The organism is Oceanibaculum pacificum, assembly GCF_001618175.1.
Lineage (GTDB): Bacteria > Pseudomonadota > Alphaproteobacteria > Oceanibaculales > Oceanibaculaceae > Oceanibaculum > Oceanibaculum pacificum.
Map to the genome: position 1 here is coordinate 16,169 of NZ_LPXN01000001.1, position 26,136 is coordinate 42,304.

The following is a 26,136-nucleotide window of genomic DNA, read 5'->3' on the forward strand; positions in this document are numbered from 1 at the left end:
CGCCGCAGTATACCGGGCGGGCGCGCCGCAACAAGCCGCCCTTGCCTGCAAGGGCCGTTGCGGTATCCGCCGAGCAGCCTCACATGAGGGGGCGTCCACGCGCCAGAGGGAGATCGCGCGCCATGTTCCGATCCTTCACCAAAGCCCTGCACCAGCTTTCCGACCCCCGGCTGCGCGGCATCGTCTGGCGGGGAGCGCTGGTCGCCCTGCTAGTGTTCATCGCCCTGTTCGTGGCGGTGAATTGGGGGCTGTCCGGCCTCAGCCTGATCGATCTGGGCGTACCGCCAAACATTGCGGATCCGGTGGAATGGCCGTTCCGACTGCTGGTCGACATATTGGGCGGGCTGGCGGTCCTAATGCTGACCTGGCTGCTGTTCCCGGCCGTTTCCACGGCGGTGATGGGGCTGTTCCTGGACAAGGCCGCCGATATCGTCGAACAGCGCCACTATCCGGACCTGCCGGCGGCGCGTGAACAGCCGCTGGTGGAAGCTCTGTTTGCCGCGGCGCGGTTTCTCGGCCTGTCGATCCTGCTGAATCTCCTGGCGCTGCCGGTGTATCTTCTGCTGCCGGCAGTAAATCTGGTGCTGTTTTACTTGCTCAATGGCTATCTGATCAGCCGCGAATATTACGAGATGGTGGCCGTCCGGCGGCTCGACCGGGACCGTCTTGTTGCAGTGCGCAAACGCCATGGCGCGCGCTTGCTGGCGTTCGGGGCGCTGATCGCTTTCCTCATGACGGTGCCGATCGTGAATTTGTTCGTGCCGGTTTTTGCGACTGCGGCGATGGTTCACCTATTCCAGGGCTTGCAGAGACAAGAGATTCCGTCATAATTTCGCGGCCATAACGGTTCGGCTTCAAACGTCCCCGCCGGGATGATTAAGAAATTATTTACATGTTCAGGCGCAAGAAAGTCCCTAGCGAAGTAATCGCCCCCGAAAGCGGTTTAGCCGAAAGTGGGTTGGCCGAAAGCGGGGTGAAAGCCACCACGGGCGAAACGGCGGAGACGGGGCAGCGCGCGGAACCGGACAAAACGGCCATTCGGGGAATCACCATGTCGACCATCAAACCGCCCTCGCCCTCCTTCGTGCCGGAATTGCCGCGCCGCACCCTGGATATCCCGGGCGGCCGCCGCAGCGGCGAAGGCAGCAGCGTCGGCATGCGCAGCGCGGAGAGCCGCCGCCTGATCGTCGGGCGCGAGATCGTGCTGAGCGGCGACATCACCGCCTGCGAGACGCTGGTGGTCGAAGGCCGCGTCGACGCCAAGCTGCAGAATTGCCAGGCCATCGAGATCGCCTCGACCGGCGTGTTCAAGGGCAGCGCCGAGATCGACGATGCCGATATCAGCGGCCGCTTCGAAGGCAATATCACCGTGCGCGGCCGGTTGACCGTGCGCAGCACCGGGCGGATCGAAGGGGAGATTCGCTACGGCCAGCTGGAGATTGAGGCCGGCGGCGAGATCAATGGCGATGTGAAGTCGCTCTCTGCGTCGAAGACGGACACCATCGCGAATACGGGCAGCGCGGCAGACTAGCCGCGATTTTAAGGAAACGGGCGGCATGGCTGGGGCAGTCGCGGGGACGTTAAGCAGCTTTCGGCGGACGGGGGAGCCGGTCAGGCGCGCCGCTTTCATCGCGGCCGCATCCCTGCTGATGCTGGCTGGCTGCGTCGCGGCGCCGCAAACGGCCGACACCCGGCCCGCCAATCCGGAAGCCGCCGGACCGGCGACCGCGACGGCGGCGGCCCTGGGGGCGGGCCCAGCCGCGGCATCCCCCCCTATAGGCGGTCCCTCTGGCGGGACTCCTGCGGCTTCCTCCTCTCCTGTTTCGTCCACCGCCAAGCCCGCGGCCACGAATGTGGCGCTGACCGTGGCGCCGCCCACCGCTTCCAGCCTACCGCCGCAGGACATGTCGGTGCCCTCGCCCTCGCTGCTTGGCCTTACGGGGGAGGAAGTCGCCCTTCTGCTCGGCAAGCCGCGCTATGAGCGTCGCGAGACGCCGGCGCGAATCTGGCAGTATGGCGACGGGCGTTGCGTGCTCGACGTGTTCTTCTATCCCGACCCGAGCGGTCTGCGGGTGGTTTATGCCGAGAGCCGCGACCCGCGCAGCCTGTCGGCCATGGCGCTTGCCCCCTGCCTGAGCGGCCTGGTCACCGCCGCCCGCGCCCTGCCCGCCCCGGCCCCCGCCTTCGGCAAGAGCTGATCCCGCCATGCTGGAACCCGCCATGCTGATCGCAGCGCTGGCGGCGGGGGTGGTCTATATCGTCACCCCCGGTCCGGCCGTACTCGCCCTGCTTGGCATCGGCGCGGAGCAAGGGCGCCGCGCGGGGGCGGCATTCCTGGGCGGACATCTGGTCGGCGACCTGCTCTGGACCTTCCTGGCGCTGCTGGCGATCATCGGCGCGCGGGTGATCGATCCGCTGGTGTTCGACCTGCTGGGCATCGCCTGCGGCCTATATCTGTTCTATCTCGGCCTGCGCGCCGTGCTGGTGCGGCGCACCGATACCGGGGCGCTGGACAGCCAGGTGCGCCATCCGCTGCGCCGGGGAATGATCTTCGGCGTGACCAATCCAAAGGGCTATCCGGTGGCGCTGGCGATGTTCGCGGCGTTGCTGGCGAATTACGGCGCGGCGCTGTCCTGGGACAGCCTGCCGCCGCTGATGCTGGCGGCTTTCCTGGGCTTTCTGCTGGGCGACTTGATCCTGGTCTGGATTGTGGGGCTGAGCGGCGTGCGTCGGCTCTATCGGCGCTACGATGTGTGGATCGTGCGGGTCACCGGGCTGATGTTCATCGGCTTCGCGCTCAACGCGCTTAGCAGTTCGGCCGCGTCGCTGTTGCGCCGCCCCTAGGCGGATACCGGGTCCGGCGTCTTTTCCTTGAATTTGCAGACATGCGAGACGACACAGCGCCAGCAATCCGGCTTGCGGGCCTTGCAGATATAGCGGCCATGCAGGATCAGCCAGTGGTGGGCGTGCTGCAGATAGGGTTTTGGAATTCGCTTCTCCAGCAGCAGCTCCACCGCCAGCGGCGTCTTGCCGGGAGCAAGGCCGGTGCGGTTGCCGAGGCGGAACAGATGCGTGTCGACCGCGATGGTCGGCTGCCCGAAGGCGATGTTCAGCACCACATTGGCGGTCTTGCGGCCGACGCCGGGCAGGCTTTCCAGCGTTTCGCGATCCTGCGGCACCTGGCTGCCATGCTTGTCGATCAGCAGGCGGCACAGCTCGATCACGTTCTTGGCCTTGGAATTATACAGGCCGATGGTCTTGATGTAGCGGGTCAGCCCCTCGACGCCCAGCGCATGCATCTTCTCTGGCGTGTCGGCGATGGGAAACAGATCCTTCGTCGCCTTGTTCACCGACACATCGGTCGCCTGCGCCGACAGCACCACCGCCACCAGCAGGGTGAAGGGGTTGAGATAGTCGAGTTCCCCCTTCGGCTCCGGGTTCGAGGCCTGGAGCCGGGCGAAGAACTCCTCCACCTCCGCTTTGGTCATGCGCGCCATGCGGCGGTTCTAGCCTGAAGCCAGCCGGCCGCCAAGGCGATTATGTCGCTCTTTACGCGCGCTGGCCGCGGTTCTATCTCTAAGACATCATGGACGCCGCGATTTCGCCCGATACCCCGTCGCGCCGGCTCTATTTCGACGCGACGCTGACGCCCTACCGGAGCCTGCCGCCGGCCGGCTTCTATATTCTGATGGGTGCGGTGGGCGGCGTGTCGCTGTCGATGGGCATCCTGTTCCTGGTGGTCGGGGCCTGGCCGATCTTCGGCTTTTTCGGGCTCGATGTGGCGCTGCTCTATTTCGCCTTCCGGCTGAATTACCGGTCGGCCCTGGCGCGCGAGACCGTGCGCCTGGACGATACCGAGCTGGAGGTTCAACGCATCAGCCCGGCCGGCCATATACGGCGCTGGAGCTTCCAGCCGACCTGGCTGAAGGTGCTGCACGACGCCGCCTCGGACTATCCCTCACCCCTGGTGCTCGCCAGCCACGGCCGCAGCCTGGAGATCGGCAGCTTCCTCAACCAGCCGGAGCGCTCGGAAGTCGCCAAGGCCTTGACGGCAGCGCTCGACCGCCGCCGCCTGCCCGAGCATCTGCGCTAGAGTTTCAGCCCCAGCACGTCATTCATGCCGTACAGGCCGGGGGCCTTGCCGGCGGTCCAGAGGGCGGCGCGAACGGCGCCGTCGGCGTAGATTTGTCGGCTGCTGGCCTTGTGGGTCAGCTCGATCCGCTCGCCCATGCCGGCAAAGACGACCGTATGGTCGCCCACCACATCGCCGCCGCGTAGCACGGCAAAGCCGATATCGCCGGGATTGCGCGCGCCGGTGTGGCCATCGCGGGCGCGCTGGGCGACGGTCGCGAGATCGACCCCGCGCCCCGCCGCCGCCGCCCGGCCGAGGCCCAGCGCAGTGCCCGACGGCGCATCGATTTTGCGGCGATGATGCATTTCAACGATTTCGATATCGAAACGTTCGTCAAGAATCGCCGCCACCTGCTGGGTGAGCGCGAACAGCAGGTTTACCCCCACGGCCATGTTGGGGGCGAATATGACAGGCACCCGGGCCGCCGCGTTCCGCAATGCCTGCGTCTGTTCGTCGGACAGGCCGGTGGTGCCGACCACCAGCGCGGTGTTATGGCGCGCGGCCAGATCGGCATGCGCGGCGGTGGCGGCCGGGACGGTGAAATCGATCACGACATCGACGGATTGGAACAGCGCCTCGGCATCGTCGGTGATGACGACGCCCAATGCACCCACGCCCGCAGTTTCGCCGGCATCCTTGCCGACCAGGGGCGCGCCCGGTCGCTCAGACGCACCGGCAAGAGCGACGCCCGGCGTCGCGTGCACCGTTTCGATCAACATCTGGCCCATCTTGCCGCCCGCGCCGACGATCCCGACCCGCATATCCGCCATCTATGGTCTCCAATCCTGGGGTAGCGCCATTAAAGCACGGTTTGCCGCCCGGAAAAGCGGGAAATACCGCCGGCACTTCCCCGCCACAGGGCTTTTCCGGACCGTAGTGCGCGGCGCCGACCCCTGCGGCAGCAATGCGGGTTGCGGACGAGGTTAAAGAGATTTAACATTGTATTTTATTAGATATTCATCTCGGTATAACGGCTAAGAACAGGAAAGCCTGGTATGATCGATGTGCGTTGCCTGTGCCTGGGTGTCTTGAGCCTGGGGGAGACGACCGGGTATGAGGTCCGCAAACGGCTGAAAGCCTATTTCGGACCCTATCAGGGGGTCAGCTATGGCGCCCTGTACCCCGCCCTGGCTAAGCTGCTGGCCGCCGGCGAAGTGGTCGCCACCGGCTCCCCGGATGCCCAGACGCTGGAGAAGCGGACCTACGCAATCACCGAAAAAGGCCGGGAATCCTTGCGTTCCAGCCTGGTGCAGGCCAAAGGGCAGGAGCAGGTGCGCTCCGAGTTCATGGCCGCGATGTTCTTCGCCGACCAGCTGGAGAAGGATGTGCTGGACAGGCTGATCGATGAAAGGCTGGCCGAATTGCGGGGCGACCTGGCCCTGTTTCAGGGATTCCGTGGTAGTCCCGCAACAGAGGGCCAGCGTTTCGTCTCGCGCTTCGGCCAGGTGCTGTGCCGCGCCGCCATCGACTTCCTGCAGGGCGAAGGGCGAGCCATCGTCAGCGCCCTCGACCGGGATCGGCAGCGCTGAAAGAAGCCTTTACCGCACGCGATTGCGCCACGCATAGAGCGGTATGACTTCCGGTAATTATTAATTTATTCAAATATTTAGAGCAGCACTACGCCTGTATCGACGGCGCTACGGAGGCGATAAAACAAACGGCCGGATCATGGTCGATCCGGCCGTTCTTCTATCCGGGAGAGGGAAAGGAATTCCACCCGGAAGTGCTGGTGCTACCGCAACCTCAGTCGCGCAAATCCTCCCACAGCTCCTTCACCTTGGCGAAGAAGCCCGCCGATTCCGGACTGGTCACCTCGCCAGTGCCGCCCTGCTCCTCGAACTGGCGCAACAGCTCGCGCTGCTGCTTGGTGAGATTCACCGGCGTCTCCACCGTGACCTCGACATAGAGGTCGCCCCGCAGGCTGCTCTGATAGACCGTCATGCCCTTGCCGCGCAGCCGGAACTGATGCCCGGCCTGGGTGCCTTCCGGGATCGTCACCTTCACCCGGCGGCCTTCCAGCGTCGGCACCTCGATGGAACCGCCCAGCGCCGCCTTGGTCATCGGGATCGGCACCCGGCAATGGATGTCGGACCCCTCGCGCTGGAAGAAGCGATGCGGGGCGATCGACAGAAAGATGTAGAGATCGCCCGAGGCCGCGCCGCGCAATCCCGCCTCGCCTTCGCCGGCAAGTCGGATGCGGGTGCCGTCCTCAACTCCAGCCGGTATCGAAACGGACAAGGTCTTGTCCTTCTGCTGTCGTCCGGCGCCGCCACAGACACGGCACGGCTTCTCGATCACCTTGCCGACACCGCCGCAGGTCGGGCAGGTCCGCTCGATGGTGAAGAAGCCCTGCTGGGCGCGCACCTTGCCAGCACCGCCGCAGGTGCCGCAGGTGACCGGCTGCGAGCCCTTTTCCGCGCCCGACCCGTCGCACGCCTCGCAAGACATGGAGGAGGGGATGCGGATTTCCTTGGTGGCGCCGTTGAAGGCGTCCTCCAGCTCGATTTCCAGATTCAGGCGCAGATCCGCGCCGCGCCCGCGCTGCTGGCCGCGACGGGCGCCGCCCATGAACTCGCCGAACATCTCGTCGAAAATATCGGCGAAGCCGCCGCCAAAGCCGAAATCGCCGCCGCCCGGCCCGCCAGGCCGGCGCGGCCCGCCGCCATTCTCGAAGGCGGCGTGACCGAAACGATCGTAGGCGGCGCGCTTCTCGTCATCCTTCAGAACGTCATAGGCCTCGTTCACTTCCTTGAACTTGGCCTCGGCTTCCGGGTCATCGGGGTTGCGGTCGGGATGGTACTGCATGGCGAGCTTGCGATAAGCCCGCTTCAGCGCTTCCTTGTCCGCGCCCTTCTCGACGCCCAGGGTCTGATAATAGTCCCGCTTTGCCATGGTTATTCTGCCCCGGCTTGAACGCGGCGGGCGACAGCCAGAACGCCCCATCCTGAGGATGGGGCGCCCGGTTCACGAATAGGCTTCGTCGGCATGTCGCCAGCCATTTGGCCGTTAAGCCGACTTCTTGCGATCCTCGTCGTCGACTTCCTCGAAGTCGGCATCGACAACCTTGTCGTCCGGCTTCGCCTCGCCGGTACCGGCAGCCGGCTGTTCGCCCTCGGCCGGCGCTTCCTGCTGGGCCTTGTACATGGCCTCGCCCAGCTTCATCGCCGACTGCGACAGCTTCTCGGCCTTCTCCTTGATGAGGGTCGCGTCGTCACCGGCCATCGCCTCCTTAACGGCGGCGAGATCGGCCTCGATGGCGCTCTTCTCGGCGGCAGGAACCTTGTCGCCATATTCGGCCAGGTTTTTCTCGGTGGTGTGAACCAGCGATTCGGCCTGGTTGCGGGCCTCCACGGCCTCGCGGCGCTTCTTGTCCTCGGCGGCGTGCGCCTCGGCATCCTTCACCATCTGCTCGATATCGGCGTCGGACAGCCCGCCGGAGGCCTGGATGCGGATCGCCTGCTCCTTGTTGGTCGCCTTGTCCTTGGCCGAGACATTCACGATGCCGTTGGCGTCGATGTCGAAGGTAACCTCGATCTGCGGGATGCCGCGCGGCGCGGTCGGCAGGCCGACCAGGTCGAACTGGCCCAGCATCTTGTTGTCGGCCGCCATCTCGCGCTCGCCCTGGAAGACCCGGATCGTCACCGCCGTCTGGTTATCCTCGGCGGTCGAGAAGACCTGGCTCTTCTTGGTCGGGATCGTGGTGTTGCGGTCGATCAGGCGGGTGAACACGCCGCCCAGCGTCTCGATGCCCAGCGACAGCGGGGTCACGTCGAGCAGCAGGACGTCCTTCACCTCGCCCTTCAGCACGGCGCCCTGGATGGCGGCGCCGACGGCGACGACCTCGTCCGGGTTCACGCCGCGATGCGGCTCCTTGCCGAAGAAGTTCTTCACCGTCTCGATGATCTTCGGCATGCGGGTCATGCCGCCGACCAGGATCACCTCGTCGATCTCGCCGGCGCTGAGGCCGGCATCCTTCAGGGCCGCCTTGCAGGGCTCGGTGGTGCGCTTCACCAGCTCGTCGACCAGCGCTTCCAGCTTGGAGCGGGACAGCTTCATGGTCAGATGTTTCGGGCCAGACTGGTCGGCGGTGATGAAGGGCAGGTTGATTTCGGTTTCCGACGCGCTGGACAGCTCGATTTTGGCCTTCTCGGCGGCTTCCTTCAGCCGCTGCAGCGCCATCTTGTCGCCGCGCAGGTCGATGCCGGATTCCTTCTTAAACTCGTCGGCCAGATACTGGATGATCCGGCTGTCGAAATCCTCGCCGCCCAGGAAGGTGTCGCCGTTGGTCGACTTCACCTCGAACACGCCGTCGCCGATCTCCAGGATCGACACGTCGAAGGTGCCGCCGCCAAGGTCATAGACCGCGACGATGCCGTTGCCCTTCTTCTCCAGGCCGTAGGCGAGTGCCGCCGCCGTCGGCTCGTTGATGATGCGCAGCACTTCAAGGCCGGCGATCTTGCCGGCATCCTTGGTGGCCTGGCGCTGGGCGTCATTGAAATAGGCCGGGACGGTGATGACCGCCTGGGTCACCTTCTCGCCGAGATGGCTTTCCGCCGTCTCCTTCATCTTCTGCAGGATGAAGGCGCTAACCTCACTGGGGCTGTATTTCTTGCCGCGGCTCTCCACCCAGGCATCGCCATTCTCGCCCTTCACGATCTTGTAGGGAACGAGGCCCTTATCCTTCTCTACCATCGGATCCTCGATCCGGCGGCCGACAAGGCGCTTGATCGCGAACAGGGTGTTTTCCGGATTGGTGACGGCCTGGCGCTTCGCCGACAGGCCGACGAGACGCTCGCCGCCTTCGGTGAAGGCGACCATCGACGGGGTGGTGCGCATGCCTTCGGAATTCTCGATCACCCGGGCGGTGCCGCCTTCCATGACGGCGACGCAGGAGTTCGTCGTACCGAGGTCGATGCCGATAACTTTGGACATGGTTCTACTTCCTCTCTAGCAGCAGGGCTCGCTTCGGCCCGCCAAGGCACCGGTCGGAGCCCCCCAAGAAATAGGGTTGTGTGCTGACCTGACTGGACTGCCAGGGTATATAGGCGGCTGTTCCGGACGCTGCAACGGGGGAGTGTCCAAACAACCCTCCCGCGACTATGGATTTTGCGCGTGATCGTTTCCGCGAGCTACCGCACCGATATTCCCGCCTTCTATGCCGACTGGTTCGCGCGGCGGCTGGCGGCCGGCCATTGCCTGGTCGCCAATCCCTATGGCGGCAAGCCCTACCGGGTCGATCTGACGCCCCGGGCGGCGGAAGGCTTCGTGTTCTGGACCCGCAATATCGGGCCGTTGCTGCCGGTCCTGCCGATTCTCGGCCGGCCCTTCGTGGTGCAATATACGGTAACCGGCTATCCGCGCGCGTTGGAGACATCGACCATCGGGGCGGAGAAGGCGATAGCGCAGATTCACGCCGTCGCCGCCCTCTACGGCCCGCGCGCTGCGGTCTGGCGCTACGATCCGATCCTGCTGACCGACGATCTGACGCCGGACTGGCATCGGCGAAATTTCACCCGGATCGCCCAGGCGCTAAAGGGCGCGGTCGATGAGGTCGTGGTATCGATCGCCACCGCCTATCGCAAGACCGCGCGCAATATGGACCGGGCGGCGGGGCGGCACGGTTTTTCCTGGCGCGTGCCCGATGCGGCGGAGGCACAGGCGCTGCTGGCCGATCTGAGCCATCGGGCGGCCGAGGCCGGCATGCGGCTCACGCTATGCGCGCAGCCCGAACACGGCTTTGCGGAAGCCGCCTGCATCGACGCGGCCCGCCTGTCGGACGTCGCCGGCCGCGCGGTCGCCGCCCGGACCAAGGGCAACCGCCCCGGCTGCCGATGCGCCGAATCGCGCGATATCGGCGCTTACGACAGCTGCCCGCATGGCTGCGCCTATTGTTACGCGGTGACCGACCGCGCGCAGGCGCAGCGCCGGCACCAGGCGCACGACCCCGACGAAGAGAGGCTGATTCCGGCCTAGTTGATCAGCGGCGGCGCGAAGCTCTGCGGCGCCGGGTCGATGACCCGCTTTTCGCCGCTGCCCACCTCGTAGACCGCCAGGCCGCGCTCGTTCAGCCCATCGGCGCGCAACCGGAAAATGCCGTTCACCCCGGCGAAACCGTCGTTTGCGGTCAATCGTGCCGGCGTGAAGCCGCCGGCCGCCGGGTCCCGCGCCAGCGCCGCCGCCAACGCGGTCGCGTCATAGGCCAGGCCGGCAATGGCGGGCGGCGCGCTGCCGAAGGCGGCGCGATAGCGCTGGTCGAAGGCGGCGCGCTCGTCCGGGCCGGGGGCGGCGTACCAGCCGCCGACGAGCGTCGGCTCCGTTGTCACGTCGCCGGCCTCCCAGATCGAAGTGCCGAGCAGCCGGACATTGCTGGAATCGACGTCGTAATAGGCCAGCATCGGGCCGATCGCCCGCAGCCGCTCCGCGCCGTCCGGCAGCAGGATCGCCTGGAACGGCACCTCCCCCGGAGGCTGCTGACGCGCACGCCGGTCATGCTCGGTGAATTCCTTGACCGACGGCGTCAGATCGGGTGTGGAGGGATCGTAATAGGATATCTTCACCGCCTGCACGCCGGCCTCGCCGGTGGCGCTCTGCAAGGCTGAGGCGACGGACCGGCCATAGGGGGTGGAGGGCACGAAGGCCGCGAAGCGGGTCAGGCCGTTCACCTCGGCATAATTCACCACGCGCCGCACCTGATCGCGCGGCAGGAAGCCCAGCACATACACGCCGTCTCCGGCCACCGCCTCATCGTTGGAGAAGCTGAGCACCGGCACCTGCGCCGCGCGCGCATAGGGGGCGATCGCCGTCGTCGAGGCGCCGAACAGCGGCCCCAGGATCATATCCGCGCCGTCGGCCACGGCCGCCTGCACCGCCGCTTCGGCCCGGGCGCTGTCGCCGCCCCCGCCGCTATCGTAGGGGCGCAGCACGAAATTCTGATCCGCGGTGTCGAACAGCGCCAATTCCGCCGCGTTCTGCAGGGCACGGCCGATCCGCTCCTCGCTGCCGCTGAGCGGCACCAGCAGGGCGACGCGGATTTTATCGTCCTTCAGCGCCTCAGCGATGATTTCGGGGGGAGGCAGCAGCACCGGCTGCTCGACCGGCAGCTGCGCCTGAGGCGGATTCGCGACCTGCGGCCCCGCACCGCCCCCGTCGCCACGGCTGCCGCCGCAACCGCTCAGCGCGACCGCAACGAGCAGCAGGCAGGCGGACCAGGCGCGCCACGCCGATGCGGGCCGCTTTCTCCGCTCGCCCGGCCGGGGTAGCGTAGGGAGGTTCGGCGCTTCCGCTTTCGCAACTGACATTATCGATCCCATGACCGCTGTTAAAAATCTGGCATCCGGACTGTACATCGTCGCGACGCCTATCGGAAATCTGGGCGACATGACGGTGCGCGGCCGCGATATATTGGCCGAAGCCGACCTTATCGCCTGCGAGGATACGCGCGTCACGGGAAAGCTGCTCTCCGCCTTCGGCCTGAAACGCCCCCTGCTCGCCTATAACGACCATAACGCCGATAAGGTTCGACCAAAACTACTGGAAATGCTGCGCGCGCGCCGCATCGTCGCGCTGGTCAGCGATGCCGGCACGCCGTTGATCTCCGATCCCGGCTACAAGCTGGTGCGCGATTGCGTGGCCGAGGGGCTGCCGGTCACCGCCGCGCCCGGCGCATCGGCGCTGCTGGCGGCGCTGACGCTGGCCGGGCTGCCGACCGACCGGTTCCTGTTCGCCGGCTTCCTACCGCCGAAATCCGCCGCCCGGCGCGGCGCGCTGGGCGAGCTGGCGGCGGTGCCGGCCACTCTGGTGTTCTACGAGACCGGGCCGCGTCTTGCCGGCAGCCTGGCCGACATGGCGGCGGTGCTGGGCGCGCGCGAGGGCGCCGTGGCGCGCGAGCTGACCAAGCTGTTCGAAGAGGTGCGGCGCGGTCCGCTGGCCGAGCTGGCCGCGCATTACGCCGAAATGGGCGGGCCAAAGGGCGAGATCGTGGTCATTGTCGGCCCGCCGCCGGCCGGCGAGACGGCGGCCGAGGATCTCGACGCCGCGCTGCGCCGGGCGTTGTCCGGCAACAGCACCCGCGACGCCGCGGCACTGGTCGCCGGGGAAACCGGCCTGCCACGCAAGCAGGTCTATGCCCGCGCCCTCGCGCTGGCGCAGGAGGGCAAGGATTGAGCCGCCTGCGCCGCCAGGCCGCCCGCCGCCGGGGGCATGCCGCCGAAAGCCTGTGCGTCTGGTGGCTGCGGCTGAAAGGCTACCGCATTCTGGGCCGCGATCTGCGCACGCCGGTCGGCGAGATCGACATATTGGCGCGGCGCGGCGCCACGCTGATCGCCGTCGAGGTGAAGGTGCGCGACAGCCAGGCGGCAGCGGCCGAGGCCATCGGCGCGCAGCAGCGCCAGCGAATCATCCGGGCGCTCGGCTGGGTGATGCAGCGCCAGGCCGGCCTGCAGAGCCTGTCTCCGCGCTTCGATGCGATGCTGGTCGGCGGCGGACGGCTGCCCCGTCATCTGCCCGATGCATGGCGAACCGACGGTTAAGCGTGCGCGCCGTCATGAATTCTGCAACATTTTAGGCGTCAGTGAGCCGGTGTCCCCGTTGCTTCGAGAGTGATCCTTGCGATGATCCGTCCGCTTTTCCTGCTTGCCGCCCTGTCCGCCCTTCCGATTCTGTCCGGCTGTACGCCGCTGGGCCTGGCGGCCGGGGCCGGCGCCACCGCCGGCGTTGCCACCCAGCAGGAGGGCGGGCTGAACACCGCCGCTAACGACACCTGGATACGTGGCCAGATCAACCAGCTCTGGTTTGAGCACGATATCGACATGATGCGCCGGGTCGGCCTGTCGGTCAGCGCCGGCCGGGTGCTGCTGACCGGCGTGGTGCCGAAGGCGGAGGATCGCGTCGACGCGGTGCGGCTGGTCTGGCGGGTCCAGGGCGTGCGCGAGGTAATCAACGAAATCAAGGTCGATGGCGAGGCCGGCACCAGCGGCGGCAGCTATGCGACCGATGTGTGGATCAGCACCCAGCTCCGCAGCAAGCTGCTGTTCGACAACCAGATCAAGGCCATTAATTACAGTGTCGAAACGATCCATGGCATCGTCTATCTGATGGGTATCGCCCAGAACGAGCCGGAGCTGGAGCGGGTGATCAACCACGCTCGCAACGTGCCCTCCGTCAATCGGGTGGTCAGCCATGTGATGCTGCGCAGCGATTCCCGGCTGCGCACGCCGGCCAACAGCCCCGCGCCCGCCGCCGATCCGGCGCCGAGCGCCCCCGCCGCCTCGCCGGAGCCGGTGCGCCAGCTTCCGGCGACGCAATCGGCCCCGGTCGAGCGGGTGCCGCTGCAATAATGGACACGAAGGCACAGGCTCGCGCGATCCTGGCCGGCCTGGCCGGGGCCGGCGATTCGGCGGTCGATATCGGCGGCGCGGCACTTGCCCTGGCCGCCTTCGACCGGCCGCGCGTGGGGCTGGAGCGCTATCAGGCTCATTTGGCCGAACTGGGCGGTTCCGTGGACGCGCTCGCGCAGGGCACGCAGGAGGTCCAGGGCCGCGCCGCCGTGCTCGCCATGGTGATGGCGGAACAGTTTCGCTATCAAGGCGACGAGCTGACATATGACGATCTGCAGAACGCCAATCTGATGCGGGTGATCGACCGACGGCGCGGTCTGCCGGTGGCCCTCGGCATCCTCTACATCCATGTCGCCCGGCAGCAGGGCTGGCAGGCGGTCGGCCTCAATTTCCCCGGCCATTTCCTGATCCGCATAGAGACCGGCGGCGGACGAGCCATCCTGGACCCGTTCAGCGGCGGGCGCATGGTCAGCCCGGCCGATCTGCGCCGGCTTTTAACCGCTGTCGCCGGGGACGACGCAACCTTGCAGCCGGAGCATTACGAGCCGGTGCCGGACCGGGCCATCCTGCTGCGCCTGCAAAACAACATCGTCATGCGCCGCTTGCGCCAGGGCGAGTTGGAGCCGGCGGCCCGCGCGCTGGACAGCATGCTGCTCTTTGCGCCCGACCGGCCGGCGCTCTGGCGCGAGGTGGCGCTGGTGCAGGCCAAGCTGGAAAATATGAAGACCGCCATCGCGGCGCTGGAACGCTTCGTGGCGCTGACTCCGTCGCCGACCGAGAAGCATGAGGCGAGCGCTCTGCTGCAAAGCTGGAAGAGCCATCTCAACTAGCGTTTGGGGGTGCGCCGGGGCAGGGCTATAGTGCCGGCAAAACCGTTCCTTATGGGAGTTTTGCTGGCCATGAGCCTCGCCGTCGCCATCCAGATGGACCCGATCGAGCCGATCAATATCGACGCCGACAGCACTTTCGTGCTGGCGCTGGAAGCCCAGCGCCGGGGTCACGCGCTGTTCCATTACACGCCGCAGGATCTGTCCTTGAAGGGCAATCGCGCCATCGCCCGCGCCCGGCCGCTGCAGGTGCGCCGCGAGAAGGGCAACCACGCCACACTGGGCAGCCCGGAGAGCATCGACCTGGCCACCGTCGATGTGGTGCTGCTGCGCCAGGACCCGCCCTTCGACATGAGCTACATCACCACCACCCATATTCTGGAGCATGTGCATCCGCGCACCCTGGTGGTGAACGATCCCGTCCATGTGCGCAACGCGCCGGAGAAGCTGTTCGTCACCCATTTCCCTGAGCTGATGCCGCCGACGCTGATCACCACCGACCGGGCTGAAATCCTGGAATTTCGCCGCGAACACAAGGACATCATCGTGAAGCCGCTGTTCGGCAATGGCGGTTCCGGCGTGTTCCACATCAAGCCGGACGACGAGAATCTCTCGGCGCTGCTGGAAACCTTCACCCAGCTCTATCGCGAGCCGGTGATCGTGCAGCGCTATCTGCCGGAGATTCGCCAGGGCGACAAGCGCATCATCCTGATCGACGGCGAGCCGGCCGGCGCGCTCAACCGCGTCCCGGCGGAGGGCGAGGCCCGGGCCAACATGCATGCCGGCGGCAAGCCGCTGAAAAGCGACTTGACCAGCCGGGAGCGCGATATCTGCGCCGCCATCGGTCAATCCCTGCGCGAACGCGGCCTGCTGTTCGTCGGCATCGACGTGATCGGCGATTACCTGACCGAGATCAATGTCACCTCGCCGACCGGCCTGCAGGAAATCGGCCGCTATGACGGCGTCAGCCTGGAAGGCAAGATCTGGGACGCCATCGAACGCAAGCTGACCGGCCGTACGGGCGTGGCGTCGGCGTAAGCCTGGGCCGCGCCTCTTAATTCAGCCTGGCGGCTTCGGCCTGGCAGGCGACGGCGGCGCGCAGCAGATTAATCGCGATGGCGGAGCCGATGCCGTCGCCGGTGGACAGCCCCAGATCGAGCAGGGGCGTGAGGCCAAGGCGGTCGGCCAGCGCCCGGGCGCCGGCATCGCCGCTGGCATGGGCCAGCAGGCAATGTTCGATGGCGGTCGGCCGCAGCGCGCGCAGCACGGCCGCCGCCGCCAGGCCCTCTACGCCGTCGATCAGCACCGGGGTACGGGCGAAGCGGCAGGCGAGGATGGCACCCGCCATCGCCGCGATGTCCAGCCCGCCCAGGCGGCGCAGCGCCTCCAGGGGGTCGGCCTTCGCGCCGGCATGCAGGGCCACGGCCTGGTCGACCAGCGCCAGCCGGGCGGAGCCGGCATCGGCGCCCAGCCAGTCCCGCGCCGTGCCGCCCAGCAACAGGCTGGCGAGTGCTGCGGCAGGCAGTTTCGCCTCGCCGGAAACGCCGGCCAGGGCCAGCACATCGATGCCGGGCTCGACCGCGATCATGCCGTAGGTCATGGCGCGCGCGCAGTCCGCCTCGCTCATCGCCGGTTGGGCCGCGATATTCTCGGTCGGCACCTCGACCGACAGTTCATAGACACGCAGATCGGCGTCCAACGTGTCGACCAGCCGGTTCAGCGGCGTATCGCCATCCAGGAACCGCTTAACCGACGCCTCGGTCAGCGCCGACGGATCGACGCCCAGCCCGGCCGCGACGCCCTGGCTGGCGGCGAAGACGCAGATCCGCGGGTGATTGAGCTGCGGCGTCGCCCGGCCCTGCCAGGCGGCGAGAAAGCGGGCCAGGCCGCTCAACATGCCCATGCCCTCCCCGGCGGCGGTGCCGGCGGCGGCTTCCGCCGCGCGGTCCGCGGGCGGCAGCTCGTCCAGCATGCGGCGGATTTCGCTGAAATTCGGCTCCATATCGGTATCGCTGGGGGCCATCGGGTCCTCGTGCATATCGTGGCGGGCGCGCCTGTCCTATAACCTTAGGCGTCCCAAACAAAGCGGAAAGAGAGTGCGATGAGCAGCGACAACCGAACCACGACGCGCTGGTGGTGGATTCGCCACGCCCCGGTGACCAGCGATGGCGGCCGCGTCTACGGCGCCAGCGACCTGCCGGCGGATTGCTCCGACCGGGCGGCCTTCGAGGGGCTGGCGCGCCATTTGCCGCAGGAAGCGGTATGGGTCACCTCGCATCTGATGCGCACGCACCAGACGATGGACGCCATCGGCGCGGCCGGCTACCCGCTGCCGGCCGAGGAGTCGCCGCGCAATATCGAGATCGATCTGGGCGAGCAGAGCTTTGGCGAGCTGCAAGGCCGGTCGCGCCAGGAGATTTTCGCGACCAACGAATTCCAGCGCCATCGCTTCTGGCTGTCGGCGGTCGATGTCGTCCCGCCCGGCGGCGAGAGCTTCGAGCAGCTGATCGGCCGGGTTGTGCCGGTGGTCGAGCGGCTGACGCAAACGTACCATCTGAAGGATGTGATCTGCGTCGCGCATGGCGGCACGATCCGCGCCGCCCTGTCCCATGCCTTGCGGATTCCGGCCGCCTCGGCGCTGCATTTCCGCATCGACAATCTGTCGGTCACACGGCTCGACCATCACGCGCCCGACCGGCTGTGGCCGGACCCGGATTGGCAGGTGGTGACGGTGAATCATCATCCACGCTGATTCTTTCGTCAGGCGATGGAACAAATAACGGGGGGTTCGGCGTTTATAAGATAACGGTCGCCTCATCGGGCGGCCCCGTTCACCGATCGGAGACTCGATCATGCGGCGTTTGCGCTACCTATTCCCTCTCCTGCTCGGCCTTGTCGCCGGCGCACCGGCCGTGGCCTCGGCCAACGACCAGCAGGTGCTGGTCGACAAATCCGCCTCGGCGCTGCAAAGCGTCCTGAACCAGAAGGGGCTGGAGCCGGCCCGCGAATATCTGCAACGCGCCCGCGCGGTAATGATTGTGCCCGAACTGGTGAAGGCCGGGCTGATCGTCGGCGGCGAGGGCGGCAATGGCGTTCTGGTCACCAAGACCGCCAATGGCGAGTGGAGCAATCCCGCCTTCTATCAGTTCATCGCCGGCAGCGTCGGCCTGCAGATCGGCGTGGAATCGAAGGAAGTCATCTTCATGGTGATGACCGACGACGCGCTGGACAAGCTGATGCGCAACGAATTCAAGCTGGGCGTTGATGCCAGCATCGCCGTTGGCCCGGTCGGCGCCGGTGTCGAAGGGTCCAGCGTTGGCAATGTGAAAGCCGATATCGTGGCCTACTCCAAGTCAAAGGGCCTGTTCGGCGGCGGCGCCGTGGAAGGCGGCGTGATCCAGCCGAAAACGGACTGGAACGCGGCCTATTACAACGCCCCGGCGGTAACGGCCGAATCCATCGTGCTGACCCGTCAGCATGAAAATGCCGGCGCGGCGAAACTGCGTCAGGTTCTATCGGCCGCGGATTGAGGAACGCCCCCTCACCCCCCTCCTCTTCCGTGACTGATCTGCCCCCTCCCGCCCCCCTCGGGAGGGGGTTTTTATATCCGCAAGATCAGCACAACCAGGCCGGCAAGCAGGCCCGCGCTCACCACGCAGCCGATGGCGAACAGCATCAGCGCGCGGCGAATATCGTCAGGCAGCAGGCGGGCCCGGCCGCTGCCGATCCAAGGCTCCTCAATGCTACGCTGGGCGTAATGGCGCGGCCCGGCGAGCGAGAAATCCAGCGCCCCGGCCATCGCCGCCAGGGCGCGGGCCTGCGACAGGCTGCCCTTGCCGCCATCCCGCAGCATCATCTTTAGCGCCGCCATCGGCTTGGCCGTGGGCACCGCGATGGCGGCGATGCAGAACAGGATCCCCGCTAGCCAGGCGGCCGGCCGGGTCACTATCGCGGCCAGCAGGATAAAGGCCTGGCCGTAGAGCGCGCGGTCCGGCCGGCGCACCGTGCCGGCGGCGCGCAGCAAAACTCCCTGGACCAGCAATCCCGGCAGACCGAACAAGGCCGCCCATAGCACCGGCGCGGCGACGCCGGTGACGAAGCGCTCGGCCGCCGCCTCCACCGCCGTGCGGGCGACGCTATGGGCATCCATCTTGTAGATATCGCGGTCGGTCAGCGGGTCGACGGCGATGCGCGCGGCGTCCAGGTTGCCGCCCTGCAATGCCTGCCGCGCAGCACTTGCCCGGTCGTAGGGTTGGCGCACGGTGAGAAGCATGACCATCAGCACCAGGGCAACGGCCCAGCCCAGCCCATGCGCGCCGGCCAGAATTTGCAGCGCGCCACCGGTGAGCAGAGCGATAGCCAGCAGCATCAGCGCCGCGAGCCAGCCGCGCAGCCGCAGCGAGGCCGGGCTGCGCGCCGCCCGGTTCAGCCGGTCGTCGAACCAGCGCGCCGCCCGTTCCGCCAGCCGGCCCGGATGGGCGGTCGATAGCGCGGCCGGCCAGCGCAGCCCGCCGGCATAGCCATCCACCGCCAGCGCGGCGATCAGCAGGATCAGTATTTCGGCGGTCAACCCATCGAACAGCAGCATGGGCGGAACGATGCCTGTGCTCTGGGGAGATCGTCAATCGCCGCCGACGGGCTATACTCATCGCATGATTGAACATATGACCTTCCTCTCCCCGCTCGCCGCGCTGTTCACCGCCCTGGTGCTGGGCGGCATGCTGTGCTTCGCCGCGGTTTTCGCCCCGCTCATCTTCATCAAGCTTCCGGCGGAGACGGCCGGGCCGTTCATCCGGCAGGTATTCCCGGTTTACTATCTGGCGATGGCGCTGGGGTGCGTGCCGGCGGCGCTGCTGGCCCTGCCGGTGAATTTTTCCGCCGCCGCCGCACTGCTGCTGGTGATCCTGGGTTTTGTCTATGCCCGCCAGGGGCTGATGCCGAAGATCAATCGGCTGCGGGACCGGCAGCTTGCCGGCGACGCGGCGGCGGCAACGCGCTTCGACCGGCTGCACCGGCTGAGCGTGCTATTGAATCTCGGCCAGATGGCCGTGCTGCTTTATGCCTTCCTGTTGCTGACGGGCTTGTTTTGAGGCTGTGCGACCCCGGGACGCATAGCCTTACCGGCGTGATCCGCCTATACCCGTTCGAGACTTTCCGCCTAGCAACGAAAGCGAACCATGTCCTCCACCCTGCTGCGCCGGGCATTGCTGGTCTTCATCTTCGGTGCGCTGGTGCTGCTGGTGGCACTGGCCGGCCGCGTCTACTGGATGATGAATGAGGAGCAGGGCAAGCCGGCGGCGGCCCTGATCGGCGGCCCGTTCGAGCTGGTCGACCAGAATGGCCAGCCCCGAACCGACCGGGATTTCCGGGGCGGCTACATGCTGATCTATTTCGGCTATACCTACTGCCCCGATGTCTGCCCGGTCGGGCTGCAAGTAATGGCGACGGCGCTCGACATGCTGCCCGAAGCAAAGGCCAAGAAGGTGACCCCGATCTTCGTCACCGTCGATCCCAGCCGCGACACGGTCGAGCAGATGAAAGGCTATGTCGAGCATTTCCACCCGCGCATGGTCGGCCTGACCGGCAGCGAGGAGCAGGTGGCCAAAGCCGCCAAGGCCTACCGGGTCTATTACAAGAAAGTCGAGGATGCGAGCAGCACCGACTATCTGGTCGATCACAGCTCGATCATCTTCCTGATGGGGCCGGACGGGAAATACGTCACCAATTTCACCCATGAGACCCGCCCGGAGCAGATGGCGGAAACCCTCGCGAAGGTGCTATAAGGCCCCTTCGGATTTCGCCGCCATCCGGGCGGCGGGCGAGTGATTGCGCTTGATCCGCGCCATTGCTCCGCTGTAAAGAAAGCGCTTACATTCAGCCTTCAGGAGAAGCCCCAATGAGGACCCCGACCGGCCCGCAGGGCGTTGTCGCCGCCAGCCTAACCGCGTTCAAGCCCGACCTTTCCATCGATGTCGAGCGCACCCTCGCGCATGCCAAATGGCTGCTGGCCAATGGTTGCGACGGCGTGCTGATCTTCGGCACCACCGGCGAGGCGAACTCGCTGTCCGTCGCCGAGCGGCTGGAGGTGATCGAGGCGATCGGCAAGTCCGACCTGCCGAAGGACAAGCTGATGATCGGCACCGGCTGCTGCGCCATTCCGGATACGGTCGCCCTGTCGAAGGCCTCGCTGGCCGCCGGCGTCGTGCGCCTGCTGATGCTGCCGCCCTTCTACTACAAGAACCAGTCGGAGGACGGCCTTTACGCCGCCTTCGCCACCGCCATCGACCGGATCAACGATCCGCGGATGAAGATTTTCCTGTATCACTTCCCGCAGATGTCCGGCGTGCCGATCCCCGACGCCGTCACCGCGAAGCTGATCAAGAACTACCCCGACATCGTCGTCGGCATGAAGGACAGCTCCGGCGATTTCGAGCATATGAAGAAGATGCTGACCGAGCATCCCGGCTTCGAGCTGTATTCCGGCACCGAGAAATATCTGCTGGACGTGCTGCGTCTCGGCTCGCCCGGCACCATCTCCGCCACGGTCAACGTGACCTGCGCCCAGGCCGCCAAGGTGTTCGCGAACTGGAAGAGCGACAAGGCCGACGATCTGCAGGCCGAGATGACCGCCCAGCGCATCGCCATGGAGAGCGCGCCCGCCGCCTCCGCCATGAAGGAGATGATCGCCCGGCAGACCGGCGACGCCAATTGGCGTCCGGTGCGCCCGCCCTTCGTGGCGATCTCCGACGAGCGCTATGCGGCGCTGGAAGAGAAGCTGGCCCAGACCGAGTTCCGCTTCCCCGGCACCCAGGCGAAGGCCGCCGAGTAAGCAACCGGCCTAGCCGATACGCGAAACCCCCGCTCCAAGGAGCGGGGGTTTTTCGTTCAGGCGCCGGATCCGGCCTCGGCTTCCGCCAGATTCTTCAGGTCGGCCAGGCCGGCCTCGAAGGCGGGACCGCACATGCGGTCAGGATCGCAGACCAAACCAAAGGCCTTGGCGATGAAGTTCGCCCGGCCTTCCATCGTCCAGGTCAACCGCGTGCCGCTGGCGACGGGCTCCAGCGTGAAGCGCACGATGTTGCTGGTCTTGACGGGGCGGTACATGTCCAGCGCCAGCGTCAGGTGGGTGGGCGGCGTGGTGTCGACGAGGCTCAGCCGACCCGCGCCGACCTCCTTGTTGCCGTCCCATTCCAAAGCCGAGCCAGGGCCTTGCGCCGGGCCGGTGAAGCTGCGGCGGAGGGCCGGGTCGCGGCGCTCGAAGGGGGACCAGTCGGCGCCGCGCCGCAAATCGTTCAGAATGGCGAAGATCGGCTCCGGCGGGGTGGCGATCACGATGTCGCGCGACACGCGAAACCAGTCCGGCCGGCGGGCGATATACAGCAGCAGGATGGCCAGCGCGGCCGCTATCAGGATTGCGATGATCCAGATCAGGCTCATGACGGTTATTTCCAACGCCGGTAATGCGCGGTCATGAACTCCCGCCAGTCGCCGTTCGGCTCCTGCACATGGCCGGAGAAGGTGCGGTGGTCGTCAGACAGAATTTCGACCACATCCTTATAGGGCACAATCGTGCCGTCGCCGGCGAAGCTGGGCCCTTCGGAATGCAGGGCGAGGCGTTGGAACGGAACCTCGATTTTTGCCTCATAGACCCACAGCCGGTTCATCATCGAGCCGATCCAGGAGCCGACATAGCGCTTATTCTCCGGCTCGTAGCCCAGGGTAAGCAGGGTCAGGCCGGCCGTACCGTCCGGCATTTGCCCCTTGCCCTCGGCGATGATCCAGATATCGCCCAGCGTGCGGACGGTTTCCACGCCGGAAAATTGCTGGCGCGGCTTGTCCGGCCCGACAAAGCAATCGCCTTCATAGCTCCATTCGCCGGCCAGGCCGGTCAGCCATTCATGTTCTTTCAGCACTTCCTTGTGCATGGGGCACGCTCCTCCTGAAATGGAGGTAGGTTGATATCAACTATATCGGCGGCCGTCAAAGGTATTTTCTTGTTTTGTTCCAGCGCCGGTCAGCGGTGCGCCAGCACGATCCCGGCGACGATGGCGGCGAGGCCGGCCAGCAGCGAAGGCGTCAGCGGTTCGCCCAGCAGCCACACGCCCAACAGCGCCGCCGTCGGCGGGCTGAGCGACAGGAAGACGGTCACCCGGCTCGCCGACGCATTGCCCAAGGCCCAGAGCCAAAGGAAATAGAACACGCCGCTGCTAAGGCCGATGAACAGCACCGCCAGCATCGCCGCCCCATCGAGATCCAGCAGCGGCACGGCGCGGGTTTCCAGCAGGGCCAGGGGCAGCAGCGCTAGTACGGCCGCCAGCATGGCGATGGCGCTGACCTTCAGGATTGGATAGCGCCGCAGATAAGGCCGGTAGAACACGGAGCAGACCGCTCCGGTCGCGGCGCTGCCCAGCACGGCGGCAATGCCGATCCAGGGGGCTTCCCCCTTGGCCGGGTGCAACACCGCATCGCCCAGCGCGAAGGCCACGCCCAGCAGGCTCAGCAGCACGCCCAGGCCCTTGGCCAGCCCCAGCCTCTCATGGCCGAGCGAAGCCGCCAGCACCAGCGTGATCAGCGGCATGGTGGCGAACAACAAGGCGGCCCGCGCCGCCGTGGTGTAGTGCAGGCCGATATTCAGCAGCGCGATCAGCAGCCCGAACTGGCCGATGCCGAGCAAAGCGATTATCGCCAGGTCGCGCGGCGCGAAGCGCGCCTTCGGGGCCAGCAGCGCCGGGACCGCCAGGATCGCGACGCCGATGACGTAGCGCAGCAGGGCCAGCGTCGCCGGGCCGGTCTGTTCCACCACATAGCGGCTGGCGACCAGCGCCGCGCCGACCTGAACGCCGGTCGCGGCGGCGGCCCCGGCGGCGAGGATCGGCGTCCAGCGCGTCCCGCTCACAGATCGCGCTCCCAGGTCTCGGAGACGAGGTCTTTGCCGAAGCCGCGATAGGGCTCCGACGCGACCAGCGTGAAGCCCGCTTTTTCATAGATATGTCGGGCGGCGTGCAGCACGTCGTTGGTCCACAGCGTCATGCGGGTGTAGCCGGCGGACCGGGCGAAGCGCATGCATTCCTCCACCAGCCGCCGGCCTAGCCCCAGCCCACGCGCCTTCGGGTCGACGATCACCATGCGCAGCTTCGCCATTGTCTTGTCCTTGCGCACCACGAAGGCCGAGCCGACGCGCTCGCCATCCTTCTCCGCGATCCAGCAGCAATCGTCGGCCGGGTTGAAGTCGCGCAGGAAATCGGCGGCGACCTGGGCCACCAGCGCCTCGAAGCTGATGTCCCAGCCATATTCCTCGGCGTACAGCTCGCCATGGCGCTGGATCACCCAGCCAATATCGCCGGGCCGGTGCGGGCGCAGAATATAGGCGGGCGTCTGCAGTGCCGTACCGCCCAGCAGCGCCTCGGCGGTGGCCAGCGAGTCGACCAGCCGCTGCTGCTGCGCCTCCGTCAGATCGGCCAGAACGGCGGCGATTTCGTCGTGGCTGCTGGCGTTCAGCGCCGCATAGGCGACACGGCCGGCCTCGGTGAGGCTGAGGATGTTCTGCCGGCCATCGCTCCTGGAGGGGCGGCGCAACAGGACGCCCCGTTCCTCCAGGGCGCGCAGCACGCGACTCAGATAGCCGGCATCGAGGCCCAGATCGGCGCCCAGATCGGCCGCCGTGACGCCGTCGCGCTGAGCCAGTTCATAGACGATGCGGCCTTCGGTCAGCGAGAAGGGGCTGCCATGCAGCCCTTCATGCAGCACCCCGATGCGGCGGGTGTAAAAGCGGCTGAATCCTCGGATCGCAGCAATGCGGGCTTCGAATTGGGCTGTGCTCATGGCGGCCTCCTGCTGGAAGCAGCCTCAATGAACTAGTTGCCAAAAGCAACTAGTTCATTGTCATAAGCACAAAGCGTCAATTGAGCCGCTTGCTGGTTTCCGGATCGAACAGATGCAGCTCGTCGAGCGGCGGGGCCAGATGCAGCAATGCGCCGATCTTCACCGGCGAGATGCCGGGCAGGCGCGCGGTGAGGGAGGATTCGGTCCCCTCGATATGGCCATAGACCAACGTGTCCGCACCTAGCATCTCGACCAGGTCGACCGTAATGGCGATGGTCGCGGCGCTCTTCTCGGCCTTTTCCGTCAGATGTTCGGGGCGCACGCCCAGGGTCACGGCACGATTCGCCGCCCCGGCGGGGGCTGTCGGCACCGGCAGGACCATGCCGCCGCCGAGATCGACATGCTTGCCGTCGGCCGTCAGGGTGGCAGGCAGGAAATTCATCGAGGGCGAGCCGATGAAGCCGGCGACGAAGATCGTGGCCGGGCGCTCATAGACTTCCAGCGGCGTGCCGATCTGCTCGGCGACACCGTTATGCATGACCACCAGCCGGTCGGCCATGGTCATCGCCTCGACCTGATCATGGGTCACATAGATCGAAGTGGTGCCCAGCCGGCGTTGCAGACGCTTGATCTCCACGCGCATCTGCACGCGCAGCTTGGCGTCGAGATTCGACAGCGGTTCGTCAAACAGGAACACGGCCGGTTCGCGCACAATGGCGCGGCCCATGGCGACGCGCTGGCGCTGACCGCCGGAGAGTTGGCGCGGCCGGCGCTCCAGCAAGGCGGAGAGCTGCAGCAGATCGGCCGCCATCTTCACGCGCTTTTCGATCTCGTCCTTCGGCAGGCCCTTGATCTTCAACCCGTAGGCCATGTTGTCGTAGACCGACATATGCGGGTAGAGCGCGTAATTCTGGAACACCATGGCGATGTCCCGGTCTTTCGGCTCCAGCTGGTTCACCACACGGTTGGCGATGGATATGTCGCCGCCGGTGATTTCCTCCAGCCCGGCGACCATGCGCAGGGTGGTGGATTTGCCGCAGCCCGACGGGCCGACCAGCACGACGAATTCGCCATCGGCGATATCCATGTCGATCCCGTGGATGACTCTCGTGTCGCCGTAATTCTTGACGACCTGCTTCAGATGGACGTCGGCCATCGGTTCTATCCCTGCTTACTTCTCGGTTTCGACCAGGCCCTTGATGAACAGGCGCTGCATGAAGATGACGATGGCGACCGGCGGCAGCATGGCCAGCATGGCGGTCGCCATCACGGCCGGCCAGTCGGTGAAATCGTCAATGCCGATCATGTGGCTGATGCCCATGACGATGGTGTTCATTTCCTTGTCCGTGGTGATCAGCAGCGGCCAGAGATACTGATTCCAGCCATAGATGAAGAGGATCACGAACAGGGCCGCGATGTTGGTGCGCGACAGCGGCAGCACGACATCCCAGAAGAAGCGCAGCGGCCCGGCGCCGTCGATGCGCGCGGCCTCCAGCAACTCGTCCGGGATGGTCATGAAGAACTGCCGGAACAGAAAGGTCGCCGTCGCCGAGGCGATCAGCGGAATGGTCAGCCCGCCATAGGAGTTCAGCAGCCCCAGATCGGCCACCACCTCGAAGGTCGGCAGGATGCGCACCTCCACCGGCAGCATGAGCGTGATGAAGATGGTCCAGAAGCACAACATGCGGAACGGGAAGCGGAAATAGACGATGGCGTAGGCCGAGGTCAGCGAGATGGCGATCTTGCCGATGGCGATGGTCAACGCCATGACCAGGCTGTTGAACATCATCAGCCCGACCGGCACCACCTTGCTCGACCCCTCGAACAGGGCGCGCGTGTAGTTCTCGATCAGATGCGGGCCGGGGATCAGCGGCAGCGGCGGGCGCATGATCTCGTTCTGCGTCACCGTCGAGGCGACGAAAGTGATGTACAGCGGGAAGGCCACGATCAGGATGCCGCTGATCAGGATCGCGTGGCTGAGGAGGGTGAGACCGGGACGGCGTTCGATCATGGCGCTCTC

General features: G+C 66.4%; 30 protein-coding genes. 17 read left to right on the forward strand and 13 right to left on the reverse strand.

Annotated features, from left to right (window positions below):
* The first annotated feature begins 122 nt into the window (after positions 1-122).
* The 4 genes from AUP43_RS00065 (at position 123) to AUP43_RS00080 (ending at position 2,844) form a co-directional block, all read left to right on the forward strand.
* On the forward strand, positions 123-830 hold the full coding sequence (locus AUP43_RS00065; protein WP_067550893.1) for an EI24 domain-containing protein: 708 nt from the start codon (positions 123-125) through the stop codon (positions 828-830).
* Positions 831-1,051: 221 nt separating this feature from the next.
* Positions 1,052-1,531, forward strand: a complete 480-nt coding sequence (locus AUP43_RS00070; RefSeq protein ID WP_198154765.1) for a bactofilin family protein — start codon at positions 1,052-1,054, stop codon at positions 1,529-1,531.
* 334 nt (positions 1,532-1,865) lie between these two features.
* On the forward strand, positions 1,866-2,198 hold the full coding sequence (locus AUP43_RS00075; RefSeq protein WP_157089159.1) for a hypothetical protein: 333 nt from the start codon (positions 1,866-1,868) through the stop codon (positions 2,196-2,198).
* A 7-nt stretch (positions 2,199-2,205) separates the two neighbouring features.
* Positions 2,206-2,844 carry a LysE family translocator gene (locus tag AUP43_RS00080; RefSeq protein WP_067550902.1) on the forward strand — a complete coding sequence of 213 codons (639 nt, stop codon included), beginning with the start codon at positions 2,206-2,208 and terminating at the stop codon, positions 2,842-2,844.
* On the opposite strand, the gene nth is transcribed toward AUP43_RS00080, so the two are convergent.
* Entirely contained in the window at positions 2,841-3,488 is a 648-nt protein-coding gene (gene nth, locus AUP43_RS00085) for an endonuclease III (protein WP_067551287.1), read from the reverse strand. The two genes, AUP43_RS00080 and nth, sit on opposite strands and share 4 nt — an antisense overlap.
* 98 nt (positions 3,489-3,586) lie before the next feature.
* Between nth and AUP43_RS00090 the strand changes: the two genes are divergently transcribed.
* On the forward strand, positions 3,587-4,093 hold the full coding sequence (locus AUP43_RS00090; RefSeq protein WP_067550903.1) for a DUF2244 domain-containing protein: 507 nt from the start codon (positions 3,587-3,589) through the stop codon (positions 4,091-4,093).
* On the opposite strand, the gene dapB is transcribed toward AUP43_RS00090, so the two are convergent.
* Positions 4,090-4,893, reverse strand: coding sequence for a 4-hydroxy-tetrahydrodipicolinate reductase (gene dapB, locus AUP43_RS00095; RefSeq protein WP_067551290.1), 804 nt, complete (start codon positions 4,891-4,893; stop codon positions 4,090-4,092). The genes AUP43_RS00090 and dapB overlap by 4 nt on opposite strands.
* 234 nt (positions 4,894-5,127) lie before the next feature.
* Between dapB and AUP43_RS00100 the strand changes: the two genes are divergently transcribed.
* Positions 5,128-5,661 (forward strand): PadR family transcriptional regulator, encoded by a 534-nt coding sequence (locus AUP43_RS00100; RefSeq protein ID WP_067550904.1) that lies wholly within the window; start codon positions 5,128-5,130, stop codon positions 5,659-5,661.
* 214 nt (positions 5,662-5,875) lie between these two features.
* Here the strand turns inward: AUP43_RS00100 and dnaJ are convergent, their stop codons facing one another.
* A complete protein-coding gene (dnaJ, locus tag AUP43_RS00105; protein ID WP_067550905.1) occupies positions 5,876-7,024 on the reverse strand; it encodes a molecular chaperone DnaJ in 1,149 nt (382 codons plus the stop codon).
* Between the two features lie 114 nt (positions 7,025-7,138).
* Positions 7,139-9,064 (reverse strand): molecular chaperone DnaK, encoded by a 1,926-nt coding sequence (gene dnaK, locus AUP43_RS00110; RefSeq protein ID WP_067550906.1) that lies wholly within the window; start codon positions 9,062-9,064, stop codon positions 7,139-7,141.
* Positions 9,065-9,244: 180 nt separating this feature from the next.
* Between dnaK and AUP43_RS00115 the strand changes: the two genes are divergently transcribed.
* The gene (locus AUP43_RS00115) at positions 9,245-10,105 is read left to right on the forward strand and encodes a DUF1848 domain-containing protein (protein WP_067550908.1); all 861 of its coding nucleotides are present in this window, start codon (positions 9,245-9,247) and stop codon (positions 10,103-10,105) included.
* Here AUP43_RS00115 and AUP43_RS00120 read toward each other — a convergent pair.
* The gene (locus tag AUP43_RS00120) at positions 10,102-11,430 is read right to left on the reverse strand and encodes a penicillin-binding protein activator (protein ID WP_198154766.1); all 1,329 of its coding nucleotides are present in this window, start codon (positions 11,428-11,430) and stop codon (positions 10,102-10,104) included. The two genes, AUP43_RS00115 and AUP43_RS00120, sit on opposite strands and share 4 nt — an antisense overlap.
* 10 nt (positions 11,431-11,440) lie before the next feature.
* On the opposite strand from AUP43_RS00120, the gene rsmI reads away from it, so the two are divergent.
* The 5 genes from rsmI to gshB all read left to right on the forward strand — a co-directional run bounded on the left by rsmI (position 11,441) and on the right by gshB (position 15,332).
* Complete coding sequence (rsmI, locus tag AUP43_RS00125; protein WP_067550912.1) at positions 11,441-12,295, forward strand: 16S rRNA (cytidine(1402)-2'-O)-methyltransferase; 855 nt, start codon at positions 11,441-11,443, stop codon at positions 12,293-12,295.
* A complete protein-coding gene (locus tag AUP43_RS00130) occupies positions 12,292-12,660 on the forward strand; it encodes a YraN family protein (RefSeq protein WP_067550913.1) in 369 nt (122 codons plus the stop codon). The genes rsmI and AUP43_RS00130 overlap by 4 nt, the downstream gene beginning before the upstream one ends.
* Before the next feature lie 81 nt (positions 12,661-12,741).
* Positions 12,742-13,467, forward strand: coding sequence for a BON domain-containing protein (locus tag AUP43_RS00135; protein WP_067550914.1), 726 nt, complete (start codon positions 12,742-12,744; stop codon positions 13,465-13,467).
* Entirely contained in the window at positions 13,467-14,297 is an 831-nt protein-coding gene (locus tag AUP43_RS00140; protein ID WP_067550915.1) for a SirB1 family protein, read from the forward strand. Before AUP43_RS00135 ends, AUP43_RS00140 begins: the two co-directional genes overlap by 1 nt.
* 69 nt (positions 14,298-14,366) lie before the next feature.
* Positions 14,367-15,332: a glutathione synthase gene (gene gshB / locus AUP43_RS00145; protein ID WP_067551292.1), complete on the forward strand. Its 966-nt coding sequence runs from the start codon at positions 14,367-14,369 to the stop codon at positions 15,330-15,332.
* Between the two features lie 16 nt (positions 15,333-15,348).
* Here gshB and AUP43_RS00150 read toward each other — a convergent pair whose 3' ends face one another.
* The gene (locus tag AUP43_RS00150; RefSeq protein ID WP_067550916.1) at positions 15,349-16,317 is read right to left on the reverse strand and encodes a nicotinate-nucleotide--dimethylbenzimidazole phosphoribosyltransferase; all 969 of its coding nucleotides are present in this window, start codon (positions 16,315-16,317) and stop codon (positions 15,349-15,351) included.
* 78 nt (positions 16,318-16,395) lie between these two features.
* On the opposite strand from AUP43_RS00150, the gene AUP43_RS00155 reads away from it, so the two are divergent.
* The gene (locus AUP43_RS00155; protein WP_067550917.1) at positions 16,396-17,046 is read left to right on the forward strand and encodes a histidine phosphatase family protein; all 651 of its coding nucleotides are present in this window, start codon (positions 16,396-16,398) and stop codon (positions 17,044-17,046) included.
* A gap of 100 nt (positions 17,047-17,146) precedes the next feature.
* Positions 17,147-17,824, forward strand: a complete 678-nt coding sequence (locus tag AUP43_RS00160) for a lipid-binding SYLF domain-containing protein (protein WP_067550918.1) — start codon at positions 17,147-17,149, stop codon at positions 17,822-17,824.
* Between the two features lie 71 nt (positions 17,825-17,895).
* Here the strand turns inward: AUP43_RS00160 and AUP43_RS00165 are convergent, their stop codons facing one another.
* Complete coding sequence (locus AUP43_RS00165; RefSeq protein ID WP_067550919.1) at positions 17,896-18,882, reverse strand: cobalamin biosynthesis protein CobD/CbiB; 987 nt, start codon at positions 18,880-18,882, stop codon at positions 17,896-17,898.
* Between the two features lie 76 nt (positions 18,883-18,958).
* Here AUP43_RS00165 and AUP43_RS00170 point away from each other — a divergent pair, with 76 nt between their 5' ends.
* The 3 genes from AUP43_RS00170 (at position 18,959) to AUP43_RS00180 (ending at position 21,123) form a co-directional block, all read left to right on the forward strand.
* Positions 18,959-19,384 carry a DUF4149 domain-containing protein gene (locus AUP43_RS00170; RefSeq protein ID WP_198154767.1) on the forward strand — a complete coding sequence of 142 codons (426 nt, stop codon included), beginning with the start codon at positions 18,959-18,961 and terminating at the stop codon, positions 19,382-19,384.
* 87 nt (positions 19,385-19,471) lie between these two features.
* Positions 19,472-20,077: an SCO family protein gene (locus tag AUP43_RS00175; RefSeq protein WP_067550922.1), complete on the forward strand. Its 606-nt coding sequence runs from the start codon at positions 19,472-19,474 to the stop codon at positions 20,075-20,077.
* A gap of 113 nt (positions 20,078-20,190) precedes the next feature.
* Positions 20,191-21,123, forward strand: a complete 933-nt coding sequence (locus tag AUP43_RS00180; RefSeq protein WP_067550923.1) for a dihydrodipicolinate synthase family protein — start codon at positions 20,191-20,193, stop codon at positions 21,121-21,123.
* 56 nt (positions 21,124-21,179) lie between these two features.
* On the opposite strand, the gene AUP43_RS00185 is transcribed toward AUP43_RS00180, so the two are convergent.
* From AUP43_RS00185 to ugpE, 6 genes are all read right to left on the reverse strand, one after another.
* Positions 21,180-21,731 (reverse strand): SRPBCC family protein, encoded by a 552-nt coding sequence (locus tag AUP43_RS00185; RefSeq protein WP_067550925.1) that lies wholly within the window; start codon positions 21,729-21,731, stop codon positions 21,180-21,182.
* 5 nt (positions 21,732-21,736) lie between these two features.
* On the reverse strand, positions 21,737-22,219 hold the full coding sequence (locus tag AUP43_RS00190) for a DUF1579 domain-containing protein (RefSeq protein WP_067550927.1): 483 nt from the start codon (positions 22,217-22,219) through the stop codon (positions 21,737-21,739).
* A gap of 89 nt (positions 22,220-22,308) precedes the next feature.
* Positions 22,309-23,190, reverse strand: coding sequence for a DMT family transporter (locus AUP43_RS00195; protein WP_157089160.1), 882 nt, complete (start codon positions 23,188-23,190; stop codon positions 22,309-22,311).
* Positions 23,187-24,116, reverse strand: coding sequence for a bifunctional helix-turn-helix transcriptional regulator/GNAT family N-acetyltransferase (locus AUP43_RS00200; RefSeq protein WP_067550930.1), 930 nt, complete (start codon positions 24,114-24,116; stop codon positions 23,187-23,189). The genes AUP43_RS00195 and AUP43_RS00200 overlap by 4 nt, the downstream gene beginning before the upstream one ends.
* Before the next feature lie 76 nt (positions 24,117-24,192).
* Positions 24,193-25,272: a sn-glycerol-3-phosphate import ATP-binding protein UgpC gene (locus AUP43_RS00205; RefSeq protein ID WP_067550931.1), complete on the reverse strand. Its 1,080-nt coding sequence runs from the start codon at positions 25,270-25,272 to the stop codon at positions 24,193-24,195.
* Between the two features lie 15 nt (positions 25,273-25,287).
* Entirely contained in the window at positions 25,288-26,127 is an 840-nt protein-coding gene (gene ugpE / locus AUP43_RS00210; protein WP_067550932.1) for a sn-glycerol-3-phosphate ABC transporter permease UgpE, read from the reverse strand.
* Positions 26,128-26,136: the final 9 nt, after the last annotated feature.

Excerpts from the sequence above, each read along its gene's own strand:
- AUP43_RS00100 (WP_067550904.1), top strand. The coding sequence starts at position 5,128 with ATGATCGATGTGCGTTGCCTGTGCCTGGGTGTCTTGAGCCTGGGGGAG.
- AUP43_RS00150 (WP_067550916.1), bottom strand. The coding sequence starts at position 16,317 with ATGGCCCCCAGCGATACCGATATGGAGCCGAATTTCAGCGAAATCCGC.
- AUP43_RS00120 (WP_198154766.1), bottom strand. The coding sequence starts at position 11,430 with ATGTCAGTTGCGAAAGCGGAAGCGCCGAACCTCCCTACGCTACCCCGG.
- rsmI (WP_067550912.1), top strand. The coding sequence starts at position 11,441 with ATGACCGCTGTTAAAAATCTGGCATCCGGACTGTACATCGTCGCGACG.
- dapB (WP_067551290.1), bottom strand. The coding sequence starts at position 4,893 with ATGCGGGTCGGGATCGTCGGCGCGGGCGGCAAGATGGGCCAGATGTTG.
- AUP43_RS00175 (WP_067550922.1), top strand. The coding sequence starts at position 19,472 with ATGTCCTCCACCCTGCTGCGCCGGGCATTGCTGGTCTTCATCTTCGGT.
- AUP43_RS00080 (WP_067550902.1), top strand. The coding sequence starts at position 2,206 with ATGCTGGAACCCGCCATGCTGATCGCAGCGCTGGCGGCGGGGGTGGTC.
- gshB (WP_067551292.1), top strand. The coding sequence starts at position 14,367 with ATGAGCCTCGCCGTCGCCATCCAGATGGACCCGATCGAGCCGATCAAT.
- AUP43_RS00135 (WP_067550914.1), top strand. The coding sequence starts at position 12,742 with ATGATCCGTCCGCTTTTCCTGCTTGCCGCCCTGTCCGCCCTTCCGATT.
- AUP43_RS00185 (WP_067550925.1), bottom strand. The coding sequence starts at position 21,731 with ATGAGCCTGATCTGGATCATCGCAATCCTGATAGCGGCCGCGCTGGCC.
- AUP43_RS00170 (WP_198154767.1), top strand. The coding sequence starts at position 18,959 with ATGACCTTCCTCTCCCCGCTCGCCGCGCTGTTCACCGCCCTGGTGCTG.
- dnaK (WP_067550906.1), bottom strand. The coding sequence starts at position 9,064 with ATGTCCAAAGTTATCGGCATCGACCTCGGTACGACGAACTCCTGCGTC.
- dnaJ (WP_067550905.1), bottom strand. The coding sequence starts at position 7,024 with ATGGCAAAGCGGGACTATTATCAGACCCTGGGCGTCGAGAAGGGCGCG.
- AUP43_RS00090 (WP_067550903.1), top strand. The coding sequence starts at position 3,587 with ATGGACGCCGCGATTTCGCCCGATACCCCGTCGCGCCGGCTCTATTTC.
- AUP43_RS00155 (WP_067550917.1), top strand. The coding sequence starts at position 16,396 with ATGAGCAGCGACAACCGAACCACGACGCGCTGGTGGTGGATTCGCCAC.
- AUP43_RS00070 (WP_198154765.1), top strand. The coding sequence starts at position 1,052 with ATGTCGACCATCAAACCGCCCTCGCCCTCCTTCGTGCCGGAATTGCCG.
- AUP43_RS00165 (WP_067550919.1), bottom strand. The coding sequence starts at position 18,882 with ATGCTGCTGTTCGATGGGTTGACCGCCGAAATACTGATCCTGCTGATC.
- AUP43_RS00180 (WP_067550923.1), top strand. The coding sequence starts at position 20,191 with ATGAGGACCCCGACCGGCCCGCAGGGCGTTGTCGCCGCCAGCCTAACC.
- AUP43_RS00160 (WP_067550918.1), top strand. The coding sequence starts at position 17,147 with ATGCGGCGTTTGCGCTACCTATTCCCTCTCCTGCTCGGCCTTGTCGCC.
- AUP43_RS00200 (WP_067550930.1), bottom strand. The coding sequence starts at position 24,116 with ATGAGCACAGCCCAATTCGAAGCCCGCATTGCTGCGATCCGAGGATTC.
- ugpE (WP_067550932.1), bottom strand. The coding sequence starts at position 26,127 with ATGATCGAACGCCGTCCCGGTCTCACCCTCCTCAGCCACGCGATCCTG.
- AUP43_RS00065 (WP_067550893.1), top strand. The coding sequence starts at position 123 with ATGTTCCGATCCTTCACCAAAGCCCTGCACCAGCTTTCCGACCCCCGG.
- AUP43_RS00190 (WP_067550927.1), bottom strand. The coding sequence starts at position 22,219 with ATGCACAAGGAAGTGCTGAAAGAACATGAATGGCTGACCGGCCTGGCC.
- AUP43_RS00140 (WP_067550915.1), top strand. The coding sequence starts at position 13,467 with ATGGACACGAAGGCACAGGCTCGCGCGATCCTGGCCGGCCTGGCCGGG.
- nth (WP_067551287.1), bottom strand. The coding sequence starts at position 3,488 with ATGACCAAAGCGGAGGTGGAGGAGTTCTTCGCCCGGCTCCAGGCCTCG.
- AUP43_RS00205 (WP_067550931.1), bottom strand. The coding sequence starts at position 25,272 with ATGGCCGACGTCCATCTGAAGCAGGTCGTCAAGAATTACGGCGACACG.